19 protein-coding genes and 1 tRNA gene are annotated in these 20,745 nt (G+C 64.3%); 12 read left to right on the forward strand and 8 right to left on the reverse strand.

Annotated features, from left to right (window positions below; genetic code table 11):
• Window positions 1-41 precede the first annotated feature (41 nt).
• The gene (locus HT051_RS01130; protein WP_246810129.1) at window positions 42-1,592 is read left to right on the forward strand and encodes an adenylosuccinate synthetase; all 1,551 of its coding nucleotides are present in this window, start codon (window positions 42-44) and stop codon (window positions 1,590-1,592) included.
• Window positions 1,589-2,257 carry a hypothetical protein gene (locus HT051_RS01135; RefSeq protein WP_174540330.1) on the forward strand — a complete coding sequence of 223 codons (669 nt, stop codon included), beginning with the start codon at window positions 1,589-1,591 and terminating at the stop codon, window positions 2,255-2,257. Before HT051_RS01130 ends, HT051_RS01135 begins: the two co-directional genes overlap by 4 nt.
• Before the next feature lie 96 nt (window positions 2,258-2,353).
• Here HT051_RS01135 and HT051_RS01140 read toward each other — a convergent pair.
• Window positions 2,354-2,429 (reverse strand) — tRNA-Thr (locus HT051_RS01140).
• A gap of 130 nt (window positions 2,430-2,559) precedes the next feature.
• Here HT051_RS01140 and HT051_RS01145 point away from each other — a divergent pair.
• Complete coding sequence (locus tag HT051_RS01145) at window positions 2,560-3,300, forward strand: DUF4336 domain-containing protein (protein ID WP_174540331.1); 741 nt, start codon at window positions 2,560-2,562, stop codon at window positions 3,298-3,300.
• 27 nt (window positions 3,301-3,327) lie between these two features.
• Here HT051_RS01145 and HT051_RS01150 read toward each other — a convergent pair whose 3' ends face one another.
• From HT051_RS01150 to hemC, 4 genes are read right to left on the reverse strand one after another with little or no spacing between them, the layout of a single operon-like run.
• On the reverse strand, window positions 3,328-5,193 hold the full coding sequence (locus HT051_RS01150) for a heme biosynthesis protein HemY (RefSeq protein ID WP_174540332.1): 1,866 nt from the start codon (window positions 5,191-5,193) through the stop codon (window positions 3,328-3,330).
• A gap of 4 nt (window positions 5,194-5,197) precedes the next feature.
• A complete protein-coding gene (locus HT051_RS01155) occupies window positions 5,198-6,634 on the reverse strand; it encodes a mitofilin family membrane protein (RefSeq protein WP_174540333.1) in 1,437 nt (478 codons plus the stop codon).
• Between the two features lie 39 nt (window positions 6,635-6,673).
• Entirely contained in the window at window positions 6,674-7,378 is a 705-nt protein-coding gene (locus HT051_RS01160; RefSeq protein WP_174540334.1) for a uroporphyrinogen-III synthase, read from the reverse strand.
• An 11-nt stretch (window positions 7,379-7,389) separates the two neighbouring features.
• On the reverse strand, window positions 7,390-8,313 hold the full coding sequence (gene hemC, locus HT051_RS01165) for a hydroxymethylbilane synthase (protein WP_174540335.1): 924 nt from the start codon (window positions 8,311-8,313) through the stop codon (window positions 7,390-7,392).
• 128 nt (window positions 8,314-8,441) lie between these two features.
• Here hemC and tsaD point away from each other — a divergent pair, with 128 nt between their 5' ends.
• The 6 genes from tsaD to acs all read left to right on the forward strand — a co-directional run bounded on the left by tsaD (window position 8,442) and on the right by acs (window position 13,945).
• Entirely contained in the window at window positions 8,442-9,524 is a 1,083-nt protein-coding gene (gene tsaD / locus HT051_RS01170; protein WP_174542803.1) for a tRNA (adenosine(37)-N6)-threonylcarbamoyltransferase complex transferase subunit TsaD, read from the forward strand.
• Window positions 9,525-9,716: 192 nt separating this feature from the next.
• The gene (locus HT051_RS01175; RefSeq protein ID WP_174540336.1) at window positions 9,717-10,718 is read left to right on the forward strand and encodes an NAD(P)H-dependent glycerol-3-phosphate dehydrogenase; all 1,002 of its coding nucleotides are present in this window, start codon (window positions 9,717-9,719) and stop codon (window positions 10,716-10,718) included.
• Window positions 10,719-10,729: 11 nt separating this feature from the next.
• The gene (locus tag HT051_RS01180; protein ID WP_174540337.1) at window positions 10,730-11,020 is read left to right on the forward strand and encodes a YciI family protein; all 291 of its coding nucleotides are present in this window, start codon (window positions 10,730-10,732) and stop codon (window positions 11,018-11,020) included.
• Between the two features lie 3 nt (window positions 11,021-11,023).
• The gene (locus HT051_RS01185) at window positions 11,024-11,455 is read left to right on the forward strand and encodes an EVE domain-containing protein (protein ID WP_174540338.1); all 432 of its coding nucleotides are present in this window, start codon (window positions 11,024-11,026) and stop codon (window positions 11,453-11,455) included.
• A gap of 59 nt (window positions 11,456-11,514) precedes the next feature.
• Window positions 11,515-11,907 (forward strand): DUF1761 domain-containing protein, encoded by a 393-nt coding sequence (locus tag HT051_RS01190; protein ID WP_174540339.1) that lies wholly within the window; start codon window positions 11,515-11,517, stop codon window positions 11,905-11,907.
• A gap of 79 nt (window positions 11,908-11,986) precedes the next feature.
• The gene (gene acs / locus HT051_RS01195) at window positions 11,987-13,945 is read left to right on the forward strand and encodes an acetate--CoA ligase (protein WP_174540340.1); all 1,959 of its coding nucleotides are present in this window, start codon (window positions 11,987-11,989) and stop codon (window positions 13,943-13,945) included.
• A gap of 21 nt (window positions 13,946-13,966) precedes the next feature.
• Here the strand turns inward: acs and HT051_RS01200 are convergent, their stop codons facing one another.
• Together HT051_RS01200 and HT051_RS01205 are read right to left on the reverse strand one after the other, a co-directional pair.
• The gene (locus HT051_RS01200) at window positions 13,967-14,374 is read right to left on the reverse strand and encodes a hypothetical protein (protein WP_174540341.1); all 408 of its coding nucleotides are present in this window, start codon (window positions 14,372-14,374) and stop codon (window positions 13,967-13,969) included.
• Window positions 14,375-14,376: 2 nt separating this feature from the next.
• Window positions 14,377-16,020, reverse strand: a complete 1,644-nt coding sequence (locus HT051_RS01205) for a GMC oxidoreductase (RefSeq protein WP_174540342.1) — start codon at window positions 16,018-16,020, stop codon at window positions 14,377-14,379.
• Window positions 16,021-16,271: 251 nt separating this feature from the next.
• Between HT051_RS01205 and HT051_RS01210 the strand changes: the two genes are divergently transcribed.
• Window positions 16,272-17,366, forward strand: a complete 1,095-nt coding sequence (locus tag HT051_RS01210) for an acyltransferase (RefSeq protein ID WP_174540343.1) — start codon at window positions 16,272-16,274, stop codon at window positions 17,364-17,366.
• 40 nt (window positions 17,367-17,406) lie between these two features.
• Here HT051_RS01210 and HT051_RS01215 read toward each other — a convergent pair whose 3' ends face one another.
• Window positions 17,407-17,865: a globin domain-containing protein gene (locus HT051_RS01215; RefSeq protein WP_174540344.1), complete on the reverse strand. Its 459-nt coding sequence runs from the start codon at window positions 17,863-17,865 to the stop codon at window positions 17,407-17,409.
• A 228-nt stretch (window positions 17,866-18,093) separates the two neighbouring features.
• Here HT051_RS01215 and htpX point away from each other — a divergent pair, with 228 nt between their 5' ends.
• Both htpX and HT051_RS01225 read left to right on the forward strand, forming a co-directional pair.
• Window positions 18,094-19,068: a zinc metalloprotease HtpX gene (gene htpX, locus HT051_RS01220; RefSeq protein ID WP_174540345.1), complete on the forward strand. Its 975-nt coding sequence runs from the start codon at window positions 18,094-18,096 to the stop codon at window positions 19,066-19,068.
• Between the two features lie 131 nt (window positions 19,069-19,199).
• Window positions 19,200-20,546, forward strand: a complete 1,347-nt coding sequence (locus tag HT051_RS01225; protein ID WP_174540346.1) for an RsmB/NOP family class I SAM-dependent RNA methyltransferase — start codon at window positions 19,200-19,202, stop codon at window positions 20,544-20,546.
• The last annotated feature ends 199 nt before the right edge of the window (window positions 20,547-20,745 follow it).

Consider the following 20,745-nt stretch of genomic DNA (forward strand, 5'->3'; position numbering starts at 1 on the left):
CTGGCCCGATTTGCTCTGGCAAATCGGCGCTTGTCCGACAATTGACCGAAAAGCACCATGCCGAAATCATCAAAACAAAAGAATTGATACTGAAGAAAGCTCCGAAAACGAAACCCGCGCGCCGGGCATTGCAGTTGGCAGGGCAGCGACTCGACAATGCCGACGGCGGTGCTTGGGTGGGAGAAGCACTTCAGAGGGTCGTGGACATTTCTTCAAAGGGACAGACGCCCAAAGGCTTGTACGTTGTAGATTCAGTCCGCATTCCCGGCCAGATAGCGGCAATTCGGAAGGCATATGGCGCGGAAGTCCATCACATCCATCTCACGGCGACTCCCAAGGAACTTCGCAGGCGTTATGGGTGCCGCCAGCGAGAAGAAGACGAGACCGTCGGTTACGATGCATTAAAGCGGAACCGCACTGAGCGAGAGATAGAAAAGCTCGCGGATATTGCGGATGTCGTCGTTGCTACGGACAAGTGCAGTGAAGAAGCGGTTCTTGTTCGCGCTACCGCGCTTCTGAACCTTTATCCGCGTTCGAATGACGCACTCGTCGATGTGCTGATTGGCGGTCAGTACGGCAGTGAAGGGAAGGGAAATATCGTTGGGCACATTGCACCCGAGTACGATCTGTTAATCCGGGTGGGCGGACCAAACGCGGGCCACCAAGTCTATGCCGAACCGGATCCAGAAAAATACTATCATCTTCCTTCTGGCACGCGACGCGCCCCCAACGCGCAACTGTTGTTGGGTCCAGGTGCGGTCATCTTTCCTCCGAAGCTCCTGGAAGAGATTGCGGCTCATAAGATTTCTACGGATCGCCTAACCATCGACGCTCAAGCCATGATCATTACCGATGATGACCAGAAAGAGGAGGAGAAACGCTTCAAGAGCATAAGTTCGACCGCCCAAGGCGTTGGCATCGCATCGGCCCGAAAGATGACTGGTCGGTCTGCGTATAAAGAGAAGAAAGCACAGTTCCTAGCCAAGGATTGTCCCGACCTGAAACCGTATATCGGAAACGCCCGGAAGGTGATTGCTGATGCAATTGTGGAGGGGAAACGGATACTGCTTGAGGGTACTCAGGGTACGTCGCTGAGCCTGCACCATGGACAGTACCCCCATGTGACGACCCGCGATACTACGGTTTCTGGATGTCTTGCTGATGCAGGGATCGCTCCCTCGAACGTGCGTAAAGTTATCATGGTCTGTCGCACGTACCCAATCAGAGTCGGGGGGCCATCAGGGGAGATGGCGTACGAATTGACGATGGAAGACATTCATAAGCGAAGCGGTATCCCCTTGGACCAGCTTAAGCGAACGGAAACGACGACCACAACCAACCGCGAGCGCCGAATTGCCGAGTTTGATTGGGTTCAATTCAAAGATTCAGTACAGCTAAATGGGCCGACGGATATCGCTCTCACCTTCGTCGACTATTTTGATTTTAAGAATCGGGAAGCGTACCGATTCGAGCAGTTGACCCCTGAAACGATCAGCTTCGTCGAAGAAATCGAACGGGTCTCCGGGAGGCCGGTTTCGCTACTGTCGACCGATTTCAACTGGCGGAACATTATCGACCGGAGAGCGTGGTGACCGAAGAGGAACTTGAAGAGCTGATCGCCGATTGTCCAACGCTCTATCACATGGCCGAGCGAGGATCATGGGCATCCATTAAGGAGCGAGGCTTACTTAGCACGTCGGCACTTTTGGACCTTTACGCTGTTCAAGAACCTCTACGAAGCGGGATCGAGAGGCAGCACCGCCCATGTGGCGTTGGACTTCAGGCGAGTGGGTTGCCGCGTGCTGTTGTGCGCGATCAGATTCCGATGAGCGATGCGGGGCTCAAGCGGTGCCTGCCAGGGCATCTAACCCCGGCGGACTGGTACGGGTTGTTGAACGCAAAAGCCTTCTTTTGGTTGACGGAAGGCCGATTGCACAAGTTAACCGGCGCCAAGGCGTACCGGGACCGAGAGCACGACGTACTTGAGGTAGACACGCGTTCGCTGATCGAAGCTCACCGGGACGCCATATGGCTTTGTCCGATGAACAGTGGCTGCACAAAACCTATGCCGCATCCCAGAGATGAGTCGACCTTCGCTCGGATTTCGGACTATCCGTACGAATACTGGCGCGGGAAGCGATCCAAGGGCGAACGTACGGTCGAGCTTGCTGTAGATTACTCTGTGCCGGATATCCGCGATCACGTCAGGCGAGTGGTCGTCAAACAGGGCGACGTTGTCGTTAGTGTCATCGAGTAGCAGACGCCACTAACATATTATGAGGTTGGCGACGGCTCTCGGATCGTATGGACCACCGGTCATCTGCGCACTTTGACTTCCTCGGGCTGGGAAAAGTGGTGCCGCTTGCGTGACTCGAACACGCGACCCCATCATTACGAATGATGTGCTCTACCAACTGAGCTAAAGCGGCTTTGAGACCTAAGGTCTTCCGGGCAATCCCTCGGGGAGGCCTCGGTGCGCTCGTGATTACTGCCAATGGCGGGCGGATGCAAGCGGGCCGAACAGGCCGGAACGCGACTTATAAACGAACGAGTCTATTCATGGATGCGATTTACCAGGGCTACGCGCCGCTCAATGTGCCCAAGCCGGTGGCCGACGACATCTGGATCGTCGACGGGCCGGAGATCAAATTCAACTATCTCGGCCTGCATATGCCGTTTCCGACGCGGATGACGGCGATCCGGCTGAAGGACGGCTCGCTCTGGCTGCATTCGCCGATCGCGCTGGACGAGGATCTGATCGCGGCGCTGGAGGCGCTCGGGCCGATTCGCTTCCTGATCGCGCCCAACACGCTGCATTATTGGTATGTGCCGGAGTGGAAGGCACGGTTTCCGGAGGCTGCCGTCTATGGCGCGCCAGGGCTGGCACGCGCGGCGAAGCGGCCCTTGGCGCTGGACCATATCCTCGGCGGCGAGGCGCCGGAGGCTTGGGCCGGCGAGATCGACCAAGTGCTGGTGCCGGGCAATCTTCTGACCGAGGTGGATTTCTTTCATCGCGCCTCGTCCACGCTGATTCTCACCGACCTGATCGAGAATTTCGAGCTCGACCGCATGCATTCGCGTTTCTACAAGCTGGCGATGCGCTGGGCCGGGACCGCCGACCCGGACGGCAGGACGCCGATCGACATGCAGTTCAGCTTTCTGGGCTATCGCGACAAGGTGCGCAAAGCGGTGCAGCAGATGATCGCCTGGGCGCCGGAGCGAATCATCCTCGCCCATGGCCGCTGGTACGAAAAAGACGGGGTCGCGGAGCTGAAGCGGGCGTTCCGCTGGGTGCTCTAGCGCTCAGCGCACAAATCTAACGCACGCCTAGCGGACATGGGCGCTGCGCAGGCGCTCCAGATCGGATTCGCTTTCCTCATAATCCTCCGAGCCGACGCCCGGATCGTCCGGCGGGCGGGAGGGGATATAGGATTGCTCGGCCGATGCTTCGGTGCGGGGCGCCGGCGCGGGCTCTGTAGGGGGCTCGGCATCGAGCTTAGCACCCGGTTTGGGCTCTTCGGCGGCAGGCGCCGCCGCCTCTTCCCGGATGGGCTCGTAGCGGGGCGGCTTCTGCGCTTTCGCCGTCTCCTCAGAGACGGGCTTATCGAGCGGCGGCATTTCCCGCGGCAGCTCGTCCTTCGCGCCCTGCTCTTCCTCCGTCTCGCCGGCCCAGCTGGCGGTGATGGCGGGCGGCTCTTCGGAGGTTTCTTGCGATGTCTCTTGCGGCTTTTGTTCCGATGTCTCTTGCGCCGGCATCACCTCGACCGGCGTGGCGCTGGCCTCGATCTCGCGCGGCGGCGAGACGTCTTCGGCGGCCGGTTGATGCTCCACATCGCTGGGGAGCACTTTGGGCTCCTCCGCCTCCTCGCCGGCCGGCTCCTCGATGATCAGGCTGTCGTCGCCGCGGCCAATGGCATCGACCGGTGCTTTCCATTCGAAGGCATCGAGCTTGCCGGTGACGGGCGAGGCCGGCAGCCAGCGGTCGGAGATATAGCCGTCGGCAATCCAGGCCCGGTCGCGCGGGGCGCGTACGGCGCGGGCCAGCCATTCGCGCTCGCGGCCGCGATCGCCGAACTCGCCCGCCTCGATACGGGCCATCAAGGCGCAGATGCGAGCCGAGGGGCGATCGGCGATATAGGGGGCGAGCGCCAAGCGCGCCTCCTCCCATTCATGGGCCTCGATGGCGGCATTGGCGACGGCGATATGCCCTTCGATCTCATCCGGCGTGGTGCCGGCGAGATATTTCACCCGCTTCAGCCGCTCCTTGGGGGATTCGCCGGGCTTGGCGTGGCCGTAGACCAGGGCAAGATCGGGATGGGGCGCCTTTTTCCAGGTCTTGGCGAGGAGACGGGAGGCGCGGCGGGTGTCGCCCTTGGAGGCGAGAATGCGGCCGGCGATCTCCGCCGCCGGGATCAGCTCCGGTGCGATGCGGTGGGCTTCGCTGGCAAGCTCCAGCGCCTTGTCGGGATTGAGCCGCTCCAGCTCGGTCGCCTCGGCGGTCAGCAGCACGGCGCGGTCGCGCAGCGCAGTCTTGCCGTCGATATGATCGTATTGGCGGGCGGTGCTGAGGGTCTTCAGCGCATCTTCCCAATCGTTGGCGCGGGCCTGCAGGTCGAGCAGCGCATTGACGCTCCAGCCGAGATTGGGATTCTTCTCCACCGTCTGCTCGGCGAATTGGCGGGCCGCTTCCGCGTCGCCCCGGCGCTTGGCCTCCAGGAAGAGACCGCGCAGGCCCAAGAGCTCCGTCTTCGGATTGTCGAGCATCGCCTCGAAGGCGCGGCGGGCGCCTTCGCGGTCGTCCTTGAGCTGGAAGGCTTGCGCCTTGAGCAGCGCGGTGAGCGGCTCGTGGGGCAACATGCGGCGCGCGGCGGAGGCGCTCTGCTGGGCCTGGGCGCGGTCGCCGACCCCGATGGCGAGGAAGCCGCGGGTCAGCGCCTCGAAGCCATGGCGGCGGCGGCGCTCCTTCACGCTGGAGGCGATGGCGCCGGGCCGGGTAAGCAGGAAGCGGAAGAAGGACCACAGAAACAGCACGGCGGCGGCCAGCAGGGCGACCGCCACGGCGCCGACGAAGGCCGAGGTCTCGATCTGATAGCCGAACCACTCAACCTGGATCGAGCCGGGCTGATCGGCGAGCCAGGCAAAGCCGAACGCGATGAGCCCGATCGCGACGATGAAGGTGAGGATACGGATCATCGGATTACAATCCCGGTTGGGCGGGGCTTTCTGCAGTGGAGGGTTGCGCGGCAGGCTCAGACGAAACGTCCTGGCCGGCGAGGCGTTTCAGGGCGGTCTCGGCGGCAAGGCGCGATTTGGCGAGGCTGAGCCAATCGGCCATGGCCTTGGCGGGCGGGCCAGTCAGGGTCTCGACCTCGCTGACGGCGCCGCTGACATTGCCGGCATCCAGCGCGTTGCGGGCCCGGACCAGGACCGCATCGGCGCTATCGCCTTCGCCTTTGCTGTCGAGGCGGCGGATCTTCACCATGGAGCTGGCGCTGGACATCAGCGTGCCGAGCAGCGTGTCGTCGGCGGGCGTTACCTCCGCGGCGAGGGCCTTGGTCTCCGCCGCGTCGAAGCGGGCCTGAAGCTGGGTCAGCGTCGGCAGGCCCTGGCGCGCACTGGCGACAAGCGCACCGGTCTCCTCGCTCTTGCCGAGGGCGGTGAAGGCGGAAAGCTCCGTCGCGTAAGGTGCGCCGCTCAAAATCGTAGCGCGAAGATCGGCGAGGGCCGCGGCGCGGGCGGCGGATTGCGCCTCGGTGCGGGTTTGCGCGACGCTGGAGGAGAGGTCCGGGATCTCGCCCTCCAGCTTGGCGATGCGCGCGCGCATATCGCTCAAGGCCTGCTGATCGGAGGCGCTTAAGCCCGTCTCGGTCGATTGGGTCCGGCCGAGTTCGGCGATTTGCGATTTCAGCGCGGCAATCTCGGCGACTTGCGATTTCAACCCATCCACCTCGCCGGTGAGGGTATCGAGCGCTTGCGAGCCGGCTCCGGTCTGTGCGGCGGCGAGCTTCTTGTCGATCTCGGCCTCGAGACGCTTCTCGGCCTCGGCGATCTGCTGGCTGGTGGCGGCGGCATCGGCGACCGAGCCGCCCTTCTCGGCCTGGGCGGCCAGGGATTTCATGGTGTCCTCGAGCCGGGTCACGCGATCCTTCAACGCGGCGACCTCGGTCTCAGAGACGGCGGGTTTGGGCGCGGGCTTGGCCTCGAGCGCGGCAATGCGGGTCTCCAGATCGGTCTTGAATGGCGCCACGCCGGCGGGGAGAAACGGCAACGCGAAGGCAAAGGCGCCGGCGCCGATCAGCCCGCCAAGCAGGGCGGCGAAGAGATAGCCGAAAAAGCCGCCGCCGGACTTTGTCGAGGGCGGGGCGGCCGCAGCCGGCTGCTCGGAAACGGGCTCTTCCTCGGCAGGCTTATCTGCCGCCTCGTCTTCGGCAGATTCCTGCTCGGCTGTCTCTTCGGACGGCGTCTCTGCGGTATCGCTCTGCGCAGCCTGTTCGGGTTCGGATACGGAGCTGCCGGAAGACTCTTCGGCGGAACGATCGGCGCCCTCGACAGAGACCTCCTCAGCAGTGCCTTCGATAGTGCGACCGGGCCGCTTATCCGCGTTGTCGTTGCTGTCGCCGAACGATCCGGCCATGGCACCTCGCTCTTTCGTCTCTAGGCGATTTCGTCTGTCTCAGGAGGATGGCGCGCCCGGCGGGAGGAGCGCAAGGAGTTCTTCCTCATCGGGCTTGGCTGCGACGGCGATCTTGCAGCCTAAATCTTCCAGATTCCTTGCCACGTTCACAGAAATGCAGAAGGCCTGCAGCCGATCCGTCGCGATCCCCGCATTCTTCGCAAGACGGGCGAAAGTCTCCGCACCGCGCGGCGACATCAGCAGCACGCCATCGATATCCTGGGCGGAGAAATGTGCCAGTGCCGCATCGCTAAAGCGCGCGATCGGTTCGGCGCGATAAACCACCGGAACTTCCACGGTGAAGCCATCTCCTTCCAGGGCATATTGCAGATTATGGGCGAGATCTGCGCCAGCAAGATGAATGAGGCTGCCGCGGCGCGGATCGAGCCGTTCGCGGATCAGCGCGGCCAGCTGCTTTCCGGTTCCCGGACCTTGGATCACCTCCGTGAAGCCGAGTTGGCGGGCCATGGAGGCCGTGGCCGGTCCCACGGCGAAGAGCGGGAATTTCCGCAATGCCTCGGCTTGCGGCATCGTTTCGATGGCACGGAGCGCGTTGCGGCTGGTGACGGCGAGCGCCTGGGCCCGGTGCAGGGCGAGGGGCGGGCCGAGGAAGACGATCTTGGACAGCGGCGAGAGAACCGGCACGTGACCGAGGCGGCGCAGCTTTTCGGCTTGCGCCTCGGCGTCGGGCTCCGGTCTCGTCACCAGCAGCCGCATCAGACGATATTGGCCAGAAAGTCTGGGCCGGCGCGGGCGAGGAGATCTTTGGCGGCCGCATCGCCAATCTCGGCGGCCTCGGTGGCGGCGCCGAAACGCTCGGTCTCGAAATAGCGGCTGCCGTCGGTCGCCAGGATCATGCCGCGGAAGCGAAGCGTCTCCCCGTCCAGTTCGGCCAGGCCGGCGATGGGCGTGCGGCAGGAGCCGTCGAGCCGAGCGAGATAGGCGCGTTCGCAGGCAATCGCAGTGGCGGTCTCCTCGTCGTGCAGACGCCCGAGCGCTTGGCGCAATTCCATATCCTCCTCGCGGCAGGCGATGCCAAGGGCACCCTGGCCGACGGCGGGCAACATCTCCTCAACGGAAATGACCGAGGCGGCGTGCCGGGTCAGCTTCAGCCGCTCCAGCCCGGCATAGGCAAGCAGTGTAGCATCGGCGAGGCCGTCTTCCAGCTTGCGCAGCCTGGTCTGCACATTGCCGCGGAAGGTTTCGACCTTCAGATCGGGGCGGAGGCGCAGCACTTGCGCCTGACGGCGCAGGGAGGCGGTGCCGACCACGGCGCCTTCCGGCAGATCCATCAGCGCGTAAGATTTGCGGCTGATGAAGGCATCGCGCACATCGCCCCGCTTGGGGATGGCGGCGAGATGGGTGCCGGCGGGAAGCTCGGTCGGCAGATCCTTCATGGAATGGACGGCGAGATCGATGAGGCCGTCGAGCAGCGCCTGGTCGATTTCCTTGGTGAACAGCCCCTTGCCGCCGAATTCCCGCAAAGGGCGGTCCTGGATACGGTCGCCGGCGGTGGAGAACACCTCCACCTCGATTTCCTCCGGAAAGCCGCTGTCCTTGAGGAGGTCCCGCACATGCTCGGCCTGCCAAAGCGCCAGCGGGCTGCCGCGGGTGCCGATGCGTAGCTTGCGATCTTGCACTGAAAACCCTTGCCTTCTCTGCCTTTGCCCCGATATCCGGCTTTTGCACGGCGGGGGCGCGAATTGTCCCTCCCCTTCAATCCGACCCGATGGCCGGTGTAAAGAGGCGCATGATCAAAACCATGGCAATGGATAAGCCGCAACTGACGGTGCTCGGTATCGAGACGAGCTGCGACGAGACCGCGGCGTCGGTCGTAGTGCGCGACGAAGAAGGCCGCGGCCATGTGCTCTCCAATATCGTGCGCAGCCAGCTCGATCTGCACCGGCGATATGGCGGGGTGGTGCCGGAGATCGCCGCGCGCGCCCATGTCGAGCTGCTGGATGCGGCGATCGCACAAGCGCTTGAGGAGGCGGGCGTGAGCCTTTCCGATCTCGACGGCATCGCGGTGACGGCCGGGCCGGGGCTGATCGGCGGGCTGATCGTCGGGCTCACCACAGGCAAAGCGCTGGCGCTGGCGAGCAGGCTTCCGTTCATCGCGGTGAACCATCTGGAGGCTCATGCCCTCACCGCGCGGCTGACCGACGGGGTTCCGTTTCCCTATCTCCTGCTGCTGGTCTCCGGCGGCCATACCCAGCTTTTGGTCGCTGAAGGGGTCGGGCGTTATTCCCGGCTCGGCACCACGCTGGACGATGCGCTGGGCGAGGCCTTCGACAAGGCGGCGAAGCTGCTCGGGCTCGATTATCCGGGCGGGCCGGAGGTGGAGAAGCTCGCCGCGCAAGGCACCGACAGCATTCCCCTGCCCCGACCGATGCTGGGCCGGACGGAGCCGCATTTCTCCCTGGCCGGGCTGAAGACCGCGGTCCGCCATGCTGCGCTGCAGCGCGAGCCGCTGGATGCGCAGACCGCCGCCGATCTTTGCGCCAGCTTCCAGGAGGCGGTGGCGGAGGTCGTGCAGGACCGGACCCGCCGCGCCATGGGGCTTTATCTCGACCGGGTCGGGGAGGACGCCCCGCGCAATCTGGTGGTGGCCGGCGGCGTGGCAGCCAATCAGCGCCTCCGCTCGGCGCTGCAGACGCTGTGCGATGCGGAAGGGTTTGGCCTGTTCACCCCGCCGCTTGCGCTTTGCTCCGACAATGGGGCGATGATCGCCTGGGCCGGGCTGGAGCGGCTTGCCGCCGGGCTGACCGACGATATGCACGCGCCGGCCCGGGCTCGCTGGCCGCTCGATCCGGAGGCAACGCCGGCGCTCGGGGCCGGCGTGAAAGCCTAGCCGCCCGGCCGGCTGCAACTTCCCGTTCAAAACGCGACCGATTGAACGCGGCACTTGCCGCCAAGGGGCGATTGCGCCGATAAAGGCCTCCGAAGGAAAGGTTAGACGGTTCGAAGCCCGTTCCGAAAACGGCCTGTTCAAAGGCCGGCGGAAAGGGACTTACGGGGGGAAACGCGTGGCGAGGAGACTGGGATGACGCTCCAACGTGTCGGCATTGTCGGCGCGGGTGCCTGGGGCACGGCGCTGGCCATCAGCGCCCACCGGGCCGGGCTTGAACCCCGGATCTGGGGCTTTGAGGCCGCAGTGGTCGAAGAGATCAATTCCGGTCACGAGAACGCCAGCTATCTTCCCGGCATCCCGCTCGATCCGGCGATCCGCGCCACGGCGAGCCTGAAGGAGATTGCCGAGCAGGACATCGTCCTGTTGGCGCCGCCGGCGCAGTTCTTGCGCCCCATCGCCACCGAGCTCGCCTTCCATTTGCGGCCGCGGCAGCAGCTGATCATCTGTTCCAAGGGCATCGAGCAGGCCACGGGCACGCTTTTGTCCGGGGTGCTGGCGGAGGTCGCGCCCAAAGCCGAGGTCGGCGTGTTGTCGGGACCGGGTTTCGCCGACGAGGTGGCCAAGGGACTGCCGGCAGCCGTCACCCTGGCGGTCGGGCCGGAGGCGGACGGCGAGGCTTTGGCGGAGGCGCTGAGCCATCCGAGCTTCCGCTGCTATTTGAGCGACGACGTGATCGGCGCCCAGGTCGGCGGGGCGGTGAAGAACGTGCTGGCCATCGCCGCGGGCATCGTAGTCGGCAAGGCGCTGGGGGCGAGTGCCAGCGCGGCGCTGGTCAGCCGCGGCTTTGCCGAGATGACCCGGTTCGGCATCGCGCTCGGCGCCAAGCGGGAGACCATGGCCGGGCTTTCCGGGCTCGGCGATCTGATCCTCACCTGCGGCAGCGTCCATTCGCGCAATATGTCGCTCGGCGTGGCGCTTGGCGAAGGCCGCCGGCTGGAGGATGTTCTAGAGAGCCGGAATTCGGTGACCGAGGGCATCTACACCGCGGGCGCCGTGGTGGAGATTGCCGCCGCCAAGGGGATCGACATGCCGATCTGCCATGCGGTGCATGGCGTGATCTCCGGACTTCACACCGTGGATGAGGCGATCGAAGCGTTGTTGTCGCGGCCGCTCCGCACCGAGGCGGAACGATAGAAGGAGCTTTTATGTATTACGCGCTGATTTGCACCGACAAGCCGGGAAGCCTGGCGCTCCGCAAGGAGAAGCGCCCCGAGCATGCCGCCCATCTGCAAAGCCTCGGCGACACGCTGATCTTCGCCGGCCCGTTCACCGAAGAGGACGGCGAGAGCATGAATGGCAGCCTGGTGGTGGTCGAGGCGGCTTCGATGGAAGAGGCCAAGGCGCTTTCGGAGCAGGATCCTTTCTTCAAATACGGCGTGTTCGAGACCATCGAGATTCGCCCGTGGAAATGGACCATGAAGAAGCCGGGGGCGTAAGGCATGGCGTATTGGCTCTTCAAATCCGAGCCGCATGACTGGTCCTGGGACCAGCAGAAGGCCAAGGGCGAGGCCGGCGAGGAGTGGGACCACGTCCGCAACTACCAAGCTCGCAACAATATGCGGCAGATGAAGATCGGCGAGCTCGGCTTTTTCTACCACTCGGTGGGGCCGCGCGAGGTCGTCGGCATCGTCAAGGTGGTGGCGGAAGCGCATCCCGATTCCACCGACGATACCGGGAAATGGGAATGCGTCGACGTGGCGGCGGTCGAAGACATGCCGAAGCCGGTGACGCTGGACGACGTCAAGGCGGAGCCGAAGCTGCAGGATATGGTGCTGGTCAACAATTCTAGACTTTCCGTTCAGCCCGTGACCCTGCAAGAATGGGATATCATTTGCCGGATGGGCGGCCTGAAGAAGCCGCCCCGGCCCTAAGCTTTTGCGGGCACGCATTCTTGCGGGACACGCCGCAGGAGCTTCGGAGGAGGAAACGAATGGCGACGAATTTTCCGGCCGTGCTGGCTGCCGCCGCGGCCGGCTTTCTGGTCGGGTGGATCTGGTATTCGATTTTCGGCGGGGCTTGGCGCGCCGGTCTCGGACCGTCCGCGCCGCGCAGCACGCCGATCCTGCTGGTGCTGGCGGCAATCGCCAATCTGGTGATGGCGGCGATGCTGTCGGGTGTGCTGTTTCATACCGGGCTTTGGACCTGGCATGGCGGTATGATCAGCGGCGCGCTGCTGTGGACCGGCTTCGTGCTCACGACGGTTGGGGTGAGCGAAAGCTTCCAGAATCGACCGCCCTCGGTGATCGCCATCGATGTCGGCCATTGGCTTTTCGTGCTGCTGGCGATGGGCACCATCCTGGGCACGTTCGGCCAGCCAGGCTAATTGAGTTTTCGAGGCGCCGAAGGCGGTACCAATACCGCCGGCGCATGTTCCGCGTAGGCGATCTGTGGGAGGACGCCCAATGACAACAGCAAATAAGATTTACGAGGTTCCGGAAGAGTGGAAGAGGCGCGCCTTTGTGGACCGGCACGCCTATCAGGTGATGTATGACGAGAGCATCGCCGATCCGGAGAAATTCTGGGGCGAGCACGGCAAGCGGCTGCACTGGATCAAGCCCTACTCCATCGTCAAGAACACCAGCTACGCCTACCCGGACGTGTCGATCAAATGGTTCGAGGACGGCACGCTGAACGTCTCGGCCAATTGCATCGACCGCCATCTCGACACGATCGGCGATAAGACGGCGATCATCTGGGAACCCGACGATCCGCGGGCCGAGGCGCGCCACATCTCCTATAAGGAGCTCCACGAGGAGGTTTGCCGCTTCGCCAATGTGCTGCTGGCGCAGGGCGTCAAGCGCGGCGACACGGTCACCATCTACCTGCCGATGATCCCGGAAGCGGCCTACGCCATGCTGGCCTGCGCCCGCATCGGTGCGGTGCATTCGGTGGTGTTCGGCGGCTTCTCGGCGGAGAGCCTGGCGGGGCGCATCATGGATTGCGGCTCCAAGGTGGTGATCACCGCCGATGAGGGCCTGCGCGGCGGCCGCAAGGTGCCGCTGAAGGCCAATGTCGATCACGCGCTAGACCACGCCCCGATCGTGGAGAAGATCATCGTGGTGCGCCATACCGGCGGGCTCGGCGAGACTATGATCTCCGATCCCGATCGCGACGTCGATTACGACAAGGCGCGGGCCGAGGTGCCGGCAACCTGCACGCCGGAGGAGATGGGCGCGGAGGATCCGCTGTTCATCCTCTACACCTCCGGCTCGACGGGGAAGCCGAAGGGCGTGCTGCACACCTCGGGCGGCTATCTGGTCTATGCCTCGATGACGCATCAATACGTCTTCGATTATCACGACGAAGATGTCTTCTGGTGCTCCGCCGATGTCGGCTGGATCACCGGCCACAGCTATATCGTCTACGGGCCGCTCGCCAACGGGGCGACGACGGTGATGTTCGAAGGCGTGCCGAGCTATCCGGACGCCGCACGCTTCTGGCAGGTGGTCGACAAGCATAAGGTCAGCATCTTCTACACCGCGCCGACCGCGATCCGGGCGCTGATGGGGGCCGGCGACGAGTTCGTCAAAGGCACCTCGCGCAAATCCTTGCGGCTTCTGGGCTCGGTCGGCGAGCCGATCAATCCGGAGGCCTGGGAGTGGTATCACGAGGTGGTCGGCGAGGCGCGCTGCCCCATCGTCGACACCTGGTGGCAGACCGAGACCGGCGGCGTCTTGATCGCGCCGCTGCCGGGCGCGACCCCGCTGAAGGCCGGCTCGGCGACGCTTCCCTTCTTCGGGGTGCAGCCGGCGCTGATGGATGCGGACGGCAAGACCCAGGACGGGCCGGCGACGGGCAATCTGGTGATCCTGGATTCCTGGCCGGGCCAGATGCGCACCATTTATGGCGATCACGCGCGCTTCGTGGATACGTATTTCTCCGCCTATAAGGGCATGTATTTCACCAGCGACGGCTGCCGCCGGGACCATGACGGCTATTACTGGATCACCGGCCGGGTGGACGATGTGATCAACGTCTCCGGCCACCGCATGGGCACCGCCGAGGTGGAATCGGCGCTGGTCGCCCATCCGAAGGTCTCCGAGGCGGCCGTGGTGGGCTATCCCCACGACATCAAGGGCCAGGGCATCTATTGCTACGTCACCCTGATGGAGGGCGAGGACGGCTCGGAGGAGCTGCGGCTCGAGCTGCGCAAATGGGTGCGCGAGGAGATCGGGCCGATCGCGTCGCCGGATCTGATCCAGTTCGCGCCGGGCCTGCCGAAGACCCGCTCGGGCAAGATCATGCGCCGAATCTTACGCAAGATCGCCGAGGACGATTTCTCCAATCTCGGAGATACCTCGACGCTGGCCGAGCCGGCGGTGGTGGACGATCTGGTGGAGAACCGGCTGAACGGGCGCTAGCCGCCGGATACGCCGAATGGCTTAGGCGTATTTCGCGGCCATGCCGCAGAGGCGAAGCTCGGTCTCGGACATCACCCAGCCGTCCAGCACGCGGGCTTCGCCGGCGGCGAAATCCGCACCGCATTGATCCTGCACCAGCCGGCGGCGGGTATCGGGACAGCTGACGGTTGCGGCCTCCGCGAGACGCGGCCGGGCGGCCAGAAAGCTCTTCAGCGCGCGGTCTTCGACCAATTCCGGATATTCGGCGAGCACCCGGCGACCGACCTCCTGCGCGGCTTGGCGCAGGGGCTCGTCGTCGAGGCCGGCGAAGAAATCCGGATTGTGCCTGGGCACGCCGCGGCAGGCCAGCATTGCGCCGCCATAGCCGACGACCGCCACGGTCGCGACGCCGGCAAGGCCGATAAAGGCGCGTCTGGTGACTTTGCTCATGGCTATCGGTCTCCTCCCGCCTGGTTCTGACCGGCATCGTTTCGACCCACATGGCGCTGCCCGTCACCGGCCTCCCTGCCGAGATGATCGGCGAGGCGAATGGCGAGCGCGGTGATGGTCAGGGTCGGATTTGCGGTGCCTTCGGTGGTGAACACCGAGCTTCCCGCTATGTAGAGATTCTTGGTCGAATGCACTCGGCAATCGGCATCGACCACGCCCTGCTTCGGGTCGTCATGCATCCTGGTGGTGCCGATATGGTGATAGCCGGTGTAGATATCGTCGTCGTTCGGCGGCAGGCCGAGCCCGAGCTTGACGCGGCCGAGCCCCGCCTCGCCGATGGCGACGCCGATCAGCTCGTGGGTCTTGCGCAAGGATAAGAGATCGTCCTCGGTGATGCGCCAATCGAGCACGGCGCGCTTCATGCCGAACCGGTCGGTGGCGTCTTCGAGGGTGACGCGGCTATCGGGATTTGGCGCCTGCTCGGCATCCTGCTTGAAGAACACGCTTTGAAGCTCGCCATGGGGGACGACCTCGCGCATCAGATGGCGGCTGATGCCCACGGCGACGCTGGAGGGCTGATCGAGGATGGTGCAGAGCTTGGACGGAAACTGATCCGGCGGATTGCCGTGCGCCAGCGACTTGGCGATGGAGGAAAACGCGAGCCAGGAATGGTCGCGGAACTCGTCGTTGTGGCTCTCGCTCTGCCAGACCGGCTCGAGCAGAAGCGCGTTGTTGCGCAAGCCCTGTTTCTCGATGACCTCGGCGGGAAGCCGCAAATTCACCCGCAGCGGGGTGCCGTCGACGATCTGAGCCAGATAGCGGCTCAGGTTGATCGCCGGATCGGCCGGCAGGAAGGTGCCGAGCTTGCAGTTCATGTGATCCATGAAATAGCGGCCGACGAGATCGTGCTGATTGCCGATGCCTGCCGGGCGCTGCTTGGTGAAATTGAGCAGCAGCCTGGCATTCTCGATGCCGCCGGCAGCGATCACGAAACGGTCGGCGCTGACGCTCATGGTCTTGCCGCCGAAGGTTTGGACCTCCGCGCCGGTGATTTGGCCGGCCTCGTCGATAACGAGGTCGGTCAGATTGGCGTGGTAGTAGCACTGGATGGTCTTCGAGGTTTCGATGGGCGCCCGGTAGGTCTCGCCGAAACGCGTCGGCGGGCTGTATTGGAAGATGCCGAACGCCACCTTTTCGGGGTTCAGCGGAAGCTTCGGGCCTTCGAGGTTCCAGTCGGAGGGCGCATAGGCGAAGGGGCCGAGCTGCAGATAGGGCTGCGCCCGCTCATAGAACGGATCGAGATCGGCGCGCGTGATCGGCCAGCCGCTATAGGGCAAGGCTTCGCGCTTCTCGAAGTCGATCGGATCGAGGGGAAGGCATTGCCCGGTCCAGTGGCCGGTGGTGCCGCCGAATTCGCGTAGGCGCGAATAGGCGATGTCGGTGTTCTGATCGCCGATCACCTCGCCTTTGTAGATGTTCTGCGATTCCTCCTGGAAGGTGAGGCCACCGCCCTCCAGAAGCAGACAAGGGATGTTCTGCTTTTCCAGCTCGAGCGCCAGGGTGATCCCGGCGGCACCGGCACCGAAGATACAAATCGGCGCCTTGAGAGACGCGCCGTCGTCCAGCGTTTGAAGATCGGTCAGCATGAGCCCTCGCGGCCTGCGCCGTGGCCTGTCAGATAGAGCCTTCGCGCGGGCGGCGACATTAGGGGCCGCGTCTGAAGAGTTGCTTAAACCAATACTCTAAACTCGGGGTCGGGCGGATATTTTGCGCCGGACGGGCGGTCCTTGTGCGGTCCTTGTGCGGTCCTTGCTCATCGGCGCAGGCATGGGCGCGGCTCTTAAGATTAACGAGGGGTTTCCGCCTTGCGTGGCACGGAATTCGCTTTATTTGGGACATGCGAACCTTCCTGTCGATCCACTATTTGCGCGGTATCGCGGCCCTCGGCGTCCTGCTGTTTCACGCCGAAGGGTTTCTCGAAGGCTATGGCAGCCAGCAGCTTCCGCACGACCTGACGACCATCGGCAAGGCGGGCGTCGACATCTTCTTCGTGATCAGCGGTTTCATCCTGACCTTGGTGATGGGCTCCTCGCGAGGGCAGACGGAGTTCATGCTGGGACGGCTTGCCCGGGTGGGTGTACCATATTGGTGCGTGACCCTGGTGCTGGTGGCGGCGACCCTTGCGCTGCCGAGCGCGTTCCGCAGCTTCGATTGGAGCGGGACGGACCTGCTGCTGTCTCTCAGCTTCATTCCGTCGGTGGCGCGGGAAAGTTCGATCTCGCCGATTCTGGAGCCGGGCTGGACGCTTTGCCTGGAGATGCTGTTCTACATCCTGCTGGCAGCAAGCTTGAGCCTGGCGCCGTCCTTCCGCTCGGCGGCGGTTTCGGCGGCGCTCTGCGCGCTGGTGGGGATCGGGCTGATGCTGCAGCTGCCGCAAGGCGGCGGGGTGGTCTGGTTCTTCACCCAAGCGGTGCTGGTGGAGTTCTGCTTCGGCATCGTCATCGCCCAGCTCTTCTTGAAAGGCTGGCGCACCGGCAAGGGACCGGCGCTGGCGCTGATCGGCCTCGCGCTCGCAGGCTTTGCCGTGGCGGTGATGTTCCCGCCGGGCTCCTATACCGCGATGCGTCCGGTGACTTATGGCATTCCGGCCGCGCTGCTGGTGGCCGGCACGGTGCTGCTCGAAGGCGCAGGCGGCTGGTTCGAAAACCGGGTGCTGGCGTTTCTCGGCACCATCTCCTACTCGCTCTACCTCACCCATGTGCTGGCCCTCGCCGTCACGGCGAAGATCCTTTCAGGCCATGTGAGCGGTCTTGGCGGGGATTTGGTGATGCTGGTCGCGGCGATCGGCGCAGCACTGGCTGGGGGGTATATCTTCTACCAGCTGGTGGAGCGGCCAGCGCTGTGGCTCGCCGCAGTCGTGAAGAAGAGGATGCGGGACGCAGGTTCCAGTGCGCCCCAAAGCGGCGATCTCATCGCGCAAAACCGCGTCTGAGATCTGCCGCATTCAACCTTGGCCATCGGGCCGGGGCCGCCTACTGACCGGCGAAAGCCTTCGACATATTGGTCAGGAAAACCGCCCAGGCGCGCTTGTCGGCAGCGCCGAACTCGCCCTGCAGCGATTTCTCCAGGGTCCAGAGCATCGCCTCGGCCATGGTGATATAGGCACTGGAGTCCAGCCCCTTGTCGCGATAGCGCGCCCCGATCAGCCGCAAGGTCGGCTCGAAATTCTCCGGCGTGTTGATCGACAGCACGGCAAGCTTCATCACCGCCATCATGCGGCGGGCTTGCGGCTTGATCGCCCCGCCGAACTGATCGCGCAGCGACGGATCGATATCGAACAGGCGCAGGAAAAACAGCGTGCCGACCAGCTCCGAGGCCGGGGACAGGCGGTTGAAGGTGTCGCGGATGCGAGCCTTCTGCTTCTTGCTCAAAGAGGTGTCGCCGTACTCGAAGATCTCTTCGGGCGGGGCGGTAAAGGCGAGTGCCGACATAACGATGCTCCAACAAAGTTTCAGCCCCTAGCATCGCCCCATGGGATTGACGGATCGTTAAGGTAACCAACTCAGTAACCATCGTTTTTGCCGCCGGGCACCATCTTGAGAAGCGGGTGCGCGCACCCCATCATATTAACGGTGTCGAAAAAGCCCGGTTTTGCGGGCTTCGGTTGTAGAGTTTGCTTGTCAGTCTTGTTGTCGGACTTGCCTGGAGGTTTCGCGGTGATGGGATATTTGAGGACGGCCATTTTGCTGGCGGCGCTGACGGCGCTGTTCATGGGCGTCGGATTCCTGATCGGCGGCCAGACCGGCATGATCATCGCGCTTCTGGTGGCAGGCGGGATGAACCTGTTCGCCTACTGGAATTCGGACAAGATGGTCCTTTCCATGTATGGCGCGCGGGAAGTGGACCAGCGCAACGCGCCGGAGCTTTACGGGCTGGTGCAGCAGCTGGCGGATGCCGCCGGGCTACCGCATCCCAAAGTCTACATCATGGAAAATCCGCAGCCGAACGCCTTCGCCACCGGGCGCAATCCGCAGAATGCCGCCGTGGCGGTGACCACCGGCATCATGCAGACCCTGTCGCGGGAGGAGCTGGCCGGGGTGATCGCCCACGAGCTGGCCCATATCAAACATCACGACACGCTGGTGATGACGATCACCGCGACCATCGCCGGCGCCATCTCCATGCTGGCGAATTTCGGCCTGTTCTTCGGCGGGCGCGACAATAACGGCGGCATGGGGCTGATCGGCAGTTTGGCGATGATCATCCTGGCGCCGATGGCGGCGGCCATCGTGCAGATGGCGATCAGCCGGAGCCGGGAATACGAGGCGGACCGCATGGGCGCGGAGATCTGCCGCGCGCCGCTTTGGCTGGCCAGCGCCCTCGGCAAAATCGCGGGCGCCGCGCACCGCATTCCGAACCCGACCGCCGAGCGCAACCCGGCCTCGGCTTCGCTGTTCATCGTCAATCCGCTCTCGGGCGCGCGGATGGACAATCTGTTTTCCACCCATCCCAATGTTGAGAACCGCATCGCGCGGCTGCAGGCTTATGCGCGGGAATGGGGCCAGACCGACAGGCCCGACGATATCCGCCCCGACCCCAACCCTGGCCGGCCGGCAGCGCGCGGACCGTGGGGCGCGCGATCGGGTGGGCCGACTCGCGGCCAAAACAGCGGTCATGGCGGGCCTTGGGGCTAGCTTGGGGCTAGGCCTCGGGGAAGAGCGCAAAGCATCGACAAGGCGTCAACACGGCATCGGGACTGGATTCCGCGTCCCCCGGCGCTACCTTTGGGCACTGATTCGTCTCCTTTAGGATGCCCGCAAGCACTATGACCGCAGCAGATAAATCGGCGCGTGAGGCGCAACAGGGGCTCGCAGCGCGCAAGGCCGCCGCGCTGGTGCTGGATGCGGTGCTGATCAAACATCAGGCACTGGACCAGGTGCTGGGCAAATCGCTTTCCACCGGCTGGATGGCGAACCTGCCGGCGCGGGACCGGGCCCTGACGCGGGCGATCATCGGCCAGAGCCTCCGCCGCAAGGGGCAGATCGACAAGCTACTCGAGAGCTTCCTGGAGAAGGGCCTGCCGCAGAAATCCGGGCTGCTCTACCCGATCCTGCTATCGGGGGCGGCGCAGCTTCTGTTTCTCAGCATCCCGCCCCATGCCGCACTCGATCTTGCGGTGCGGCTGGCCCAATCGGACGGGCGCACAAGACGCTTCGACAAGCTGGTGAACGCGGTGCTGCGGCGGGTGACGCGCGAGGGCGAAGCGCTGATCGCGGGCCAAGATGCGCCGCGGCTCAATACCCCCGATTGGCTGTGGGATCGCTGGTGCGGCACCTATGGCGAAGAGCGCGCCCGCGAGATGGCCGAGATCCATCTCACCGAGGCGCCGCTCGACCTGACCGTGAAGGCCGGTCCCGATAGCTGGGCGCGGGAGCTCGGCGGGCGCGAGCTGCCGGGCGGGACCGTGCGGCTGATCCCCAAGGGCCGCATCGAGCAGATCGAAGGCTATGACGACGGCGCCTGGTGGGTGCAGGATTTCGCCGCCTCGCTGCCGGCGCGGCTGCTCGGCGATCTTGAGGGAAAACGCGTGCTCGATCTTTGCGCGGCGCCGGGCGGCAAGACGGCCCAGCTGGTGCTGGCGGGCGGCGATGTGCTGGCCCTCGATATCTCCGAAGCGCGGCTGAAAACCCTGAAACAGAACCTCGCGCGGCTCGGTTTGCCGGCCACATGCGGGCTCGGCGACGCCGCCACATGGGTCAGCGAAGAGCGTTTCGATGCGATTTTGCTGGATGCGCCCTGTTCATCCACAGGAACGATCCGCCGCCATCCGGACATTCCCTACCTGAAAACGGCCGCCGATATCGAGGTGATGGCCACGCTGCAGTCGCGGCTGCTGGACAATGCGGTGCGGCTGCTGAAGCCCGGCGGGACGCTGGTCTATGCCACCTGCTCGCTGGAGCCGGAGGAGGGCGAGGCCCAGATTGCGGCGCTTTTGGCCCGGAATTCTGCGGTTTCTCTGGTGCCGATCGCGCCGAGCGAGGTTTTCGGCCATGACGACTGGCTGACCGCGGCGGGAACCCTGCGCACCCTCCCCTCGAGCTTCCAAATGGAAGGCGAGGGCTGGAGCGGCATGGATGGCTTTTTTGCCGCAAGGTTGCGGCAATCCGCATAATTTCCACAGCTTATACAAGCGCTATTACCAGGCTTATCCACAGGCTATACCTGTGGCGTTCTTCTGGCAGAGCCCAGGAAACCACGCGGATCGCCCCGCGTTAGCCCTTGGTGTCACAATATTTCTTGATTGTTGTCATGGCAGCGTCGACAATTAGGCAAGCTTCGGAGCCCCTAGGGGTAGCGGGTGTACCGGGCGT

The organism is Methyloligella sp. GL2 (assembly GCF_013341275.1).
In the GTDB taxonomy this organism is placed as follows: Bacteria; Pseudomonadota; Alphaproteobacteria; order Rhizobiales; family Methyloligellaceae; genus Methyloligella.

Coding starts and splice junctions, on each gene's coding strand:
- HT051_RS01145 (WP_174540331.1), top strand. CDS start 2,560: ATGGATGCGATTTACCAGGGCTACGCGCCGCTCAATGTGCCCAAGCCG.
- acs (WP_174540340.1), top strand. CDS start 11,987: ATGACAACAGCAAATAAGATTTACGAGGTTCCGGAAGAGTGGAAGAGG.
- HT051_RS01185 (WP_174540338.1), top strand. CDS start 11,024: ATGGCGTATTGGCTCTTCAAATCCGAGCCGCATGACTGGTCCTGGGAC.
- HT051_RS01180 (WP_174540337.1), top strand. CDS start 10,730: ATGTATTACGCGCTGATTTGCACCGACAAGCCGGGAAGCCTGGCGCTC.
- HT051_RS01150 (WP_174540332.1), bottom strand. CDS start 5,193: ATGATCCGTATCCTCACCTTCATCGTCGCGATCGGGCTCATCGCGTTC.
- tsaD (WP_174542803.1), top strand. CDS start 8,442: ATGGATAAGCCGCAACTGACGGTGCTCGGTATCGAGACGAGCTGCGAC.
- HT051_RS01210 (WP_174540343.1), top strand. CDS start 16,272: ATGCGAACCTTCCTGTCGATCCACTATTTGCGCGGTATCGCGGCCCTC.
- HT051_RS01225 (WP_174540346.1), top strand. CDS start 19,200: ATGACCGCAGCAGATAAATCGGCGCGTGAGGCGCAACAGGGGCTCGCA.
- HT051_RS01155 (WP_174540333.1), bottom strand. CDS start 6,634: ATGGCCGGATCGTTCGGCGACAGCAACGACAACGCGGATAAGCGGCCC.
- HT051_RS01205 (WP_174540342.1), bottom strand. CDS start 16,020: ATGCTGACCGATCTTCAAACGCTGGACGACGGCGCGTCTCTCAAGGCG.
- HT051_RS01200 (WP_174540341.1), bottom strand. CDS start 14,374: ATGAGCAAAGTCACCAGACGCGCCTTTATCGGCCTTGCCGGCGTCGCG.
- HT051_RS01215 (WP_174540344.1), bottom strand. CDS start 17,865: ATGTCGGCACTCGCCTTTACCGCCCCGCCCGAAGAGATCTTCGAGTAC.
- HT051_RS01190 (WP_174540339.1), top strand. CDS start 11,515: ATGGCGACGAATTTTCCGGCCGTGCTGGCTGCCGCCGCGGCCGGCTTT.
- HT051_RS01175 (WP_174540336.1), top strand. CDS start 9,717: ATGACGCTCCAACGTGTCGGCATTGTCGGCGCGGGTGCCTGGGGCACG.
- htpX (WP_174540345.1), top strand. CDS start 18,094: ATGGGATATTTGAGGACGGCCATTTTGCTGGCGGCGCTGACGGCGCTG.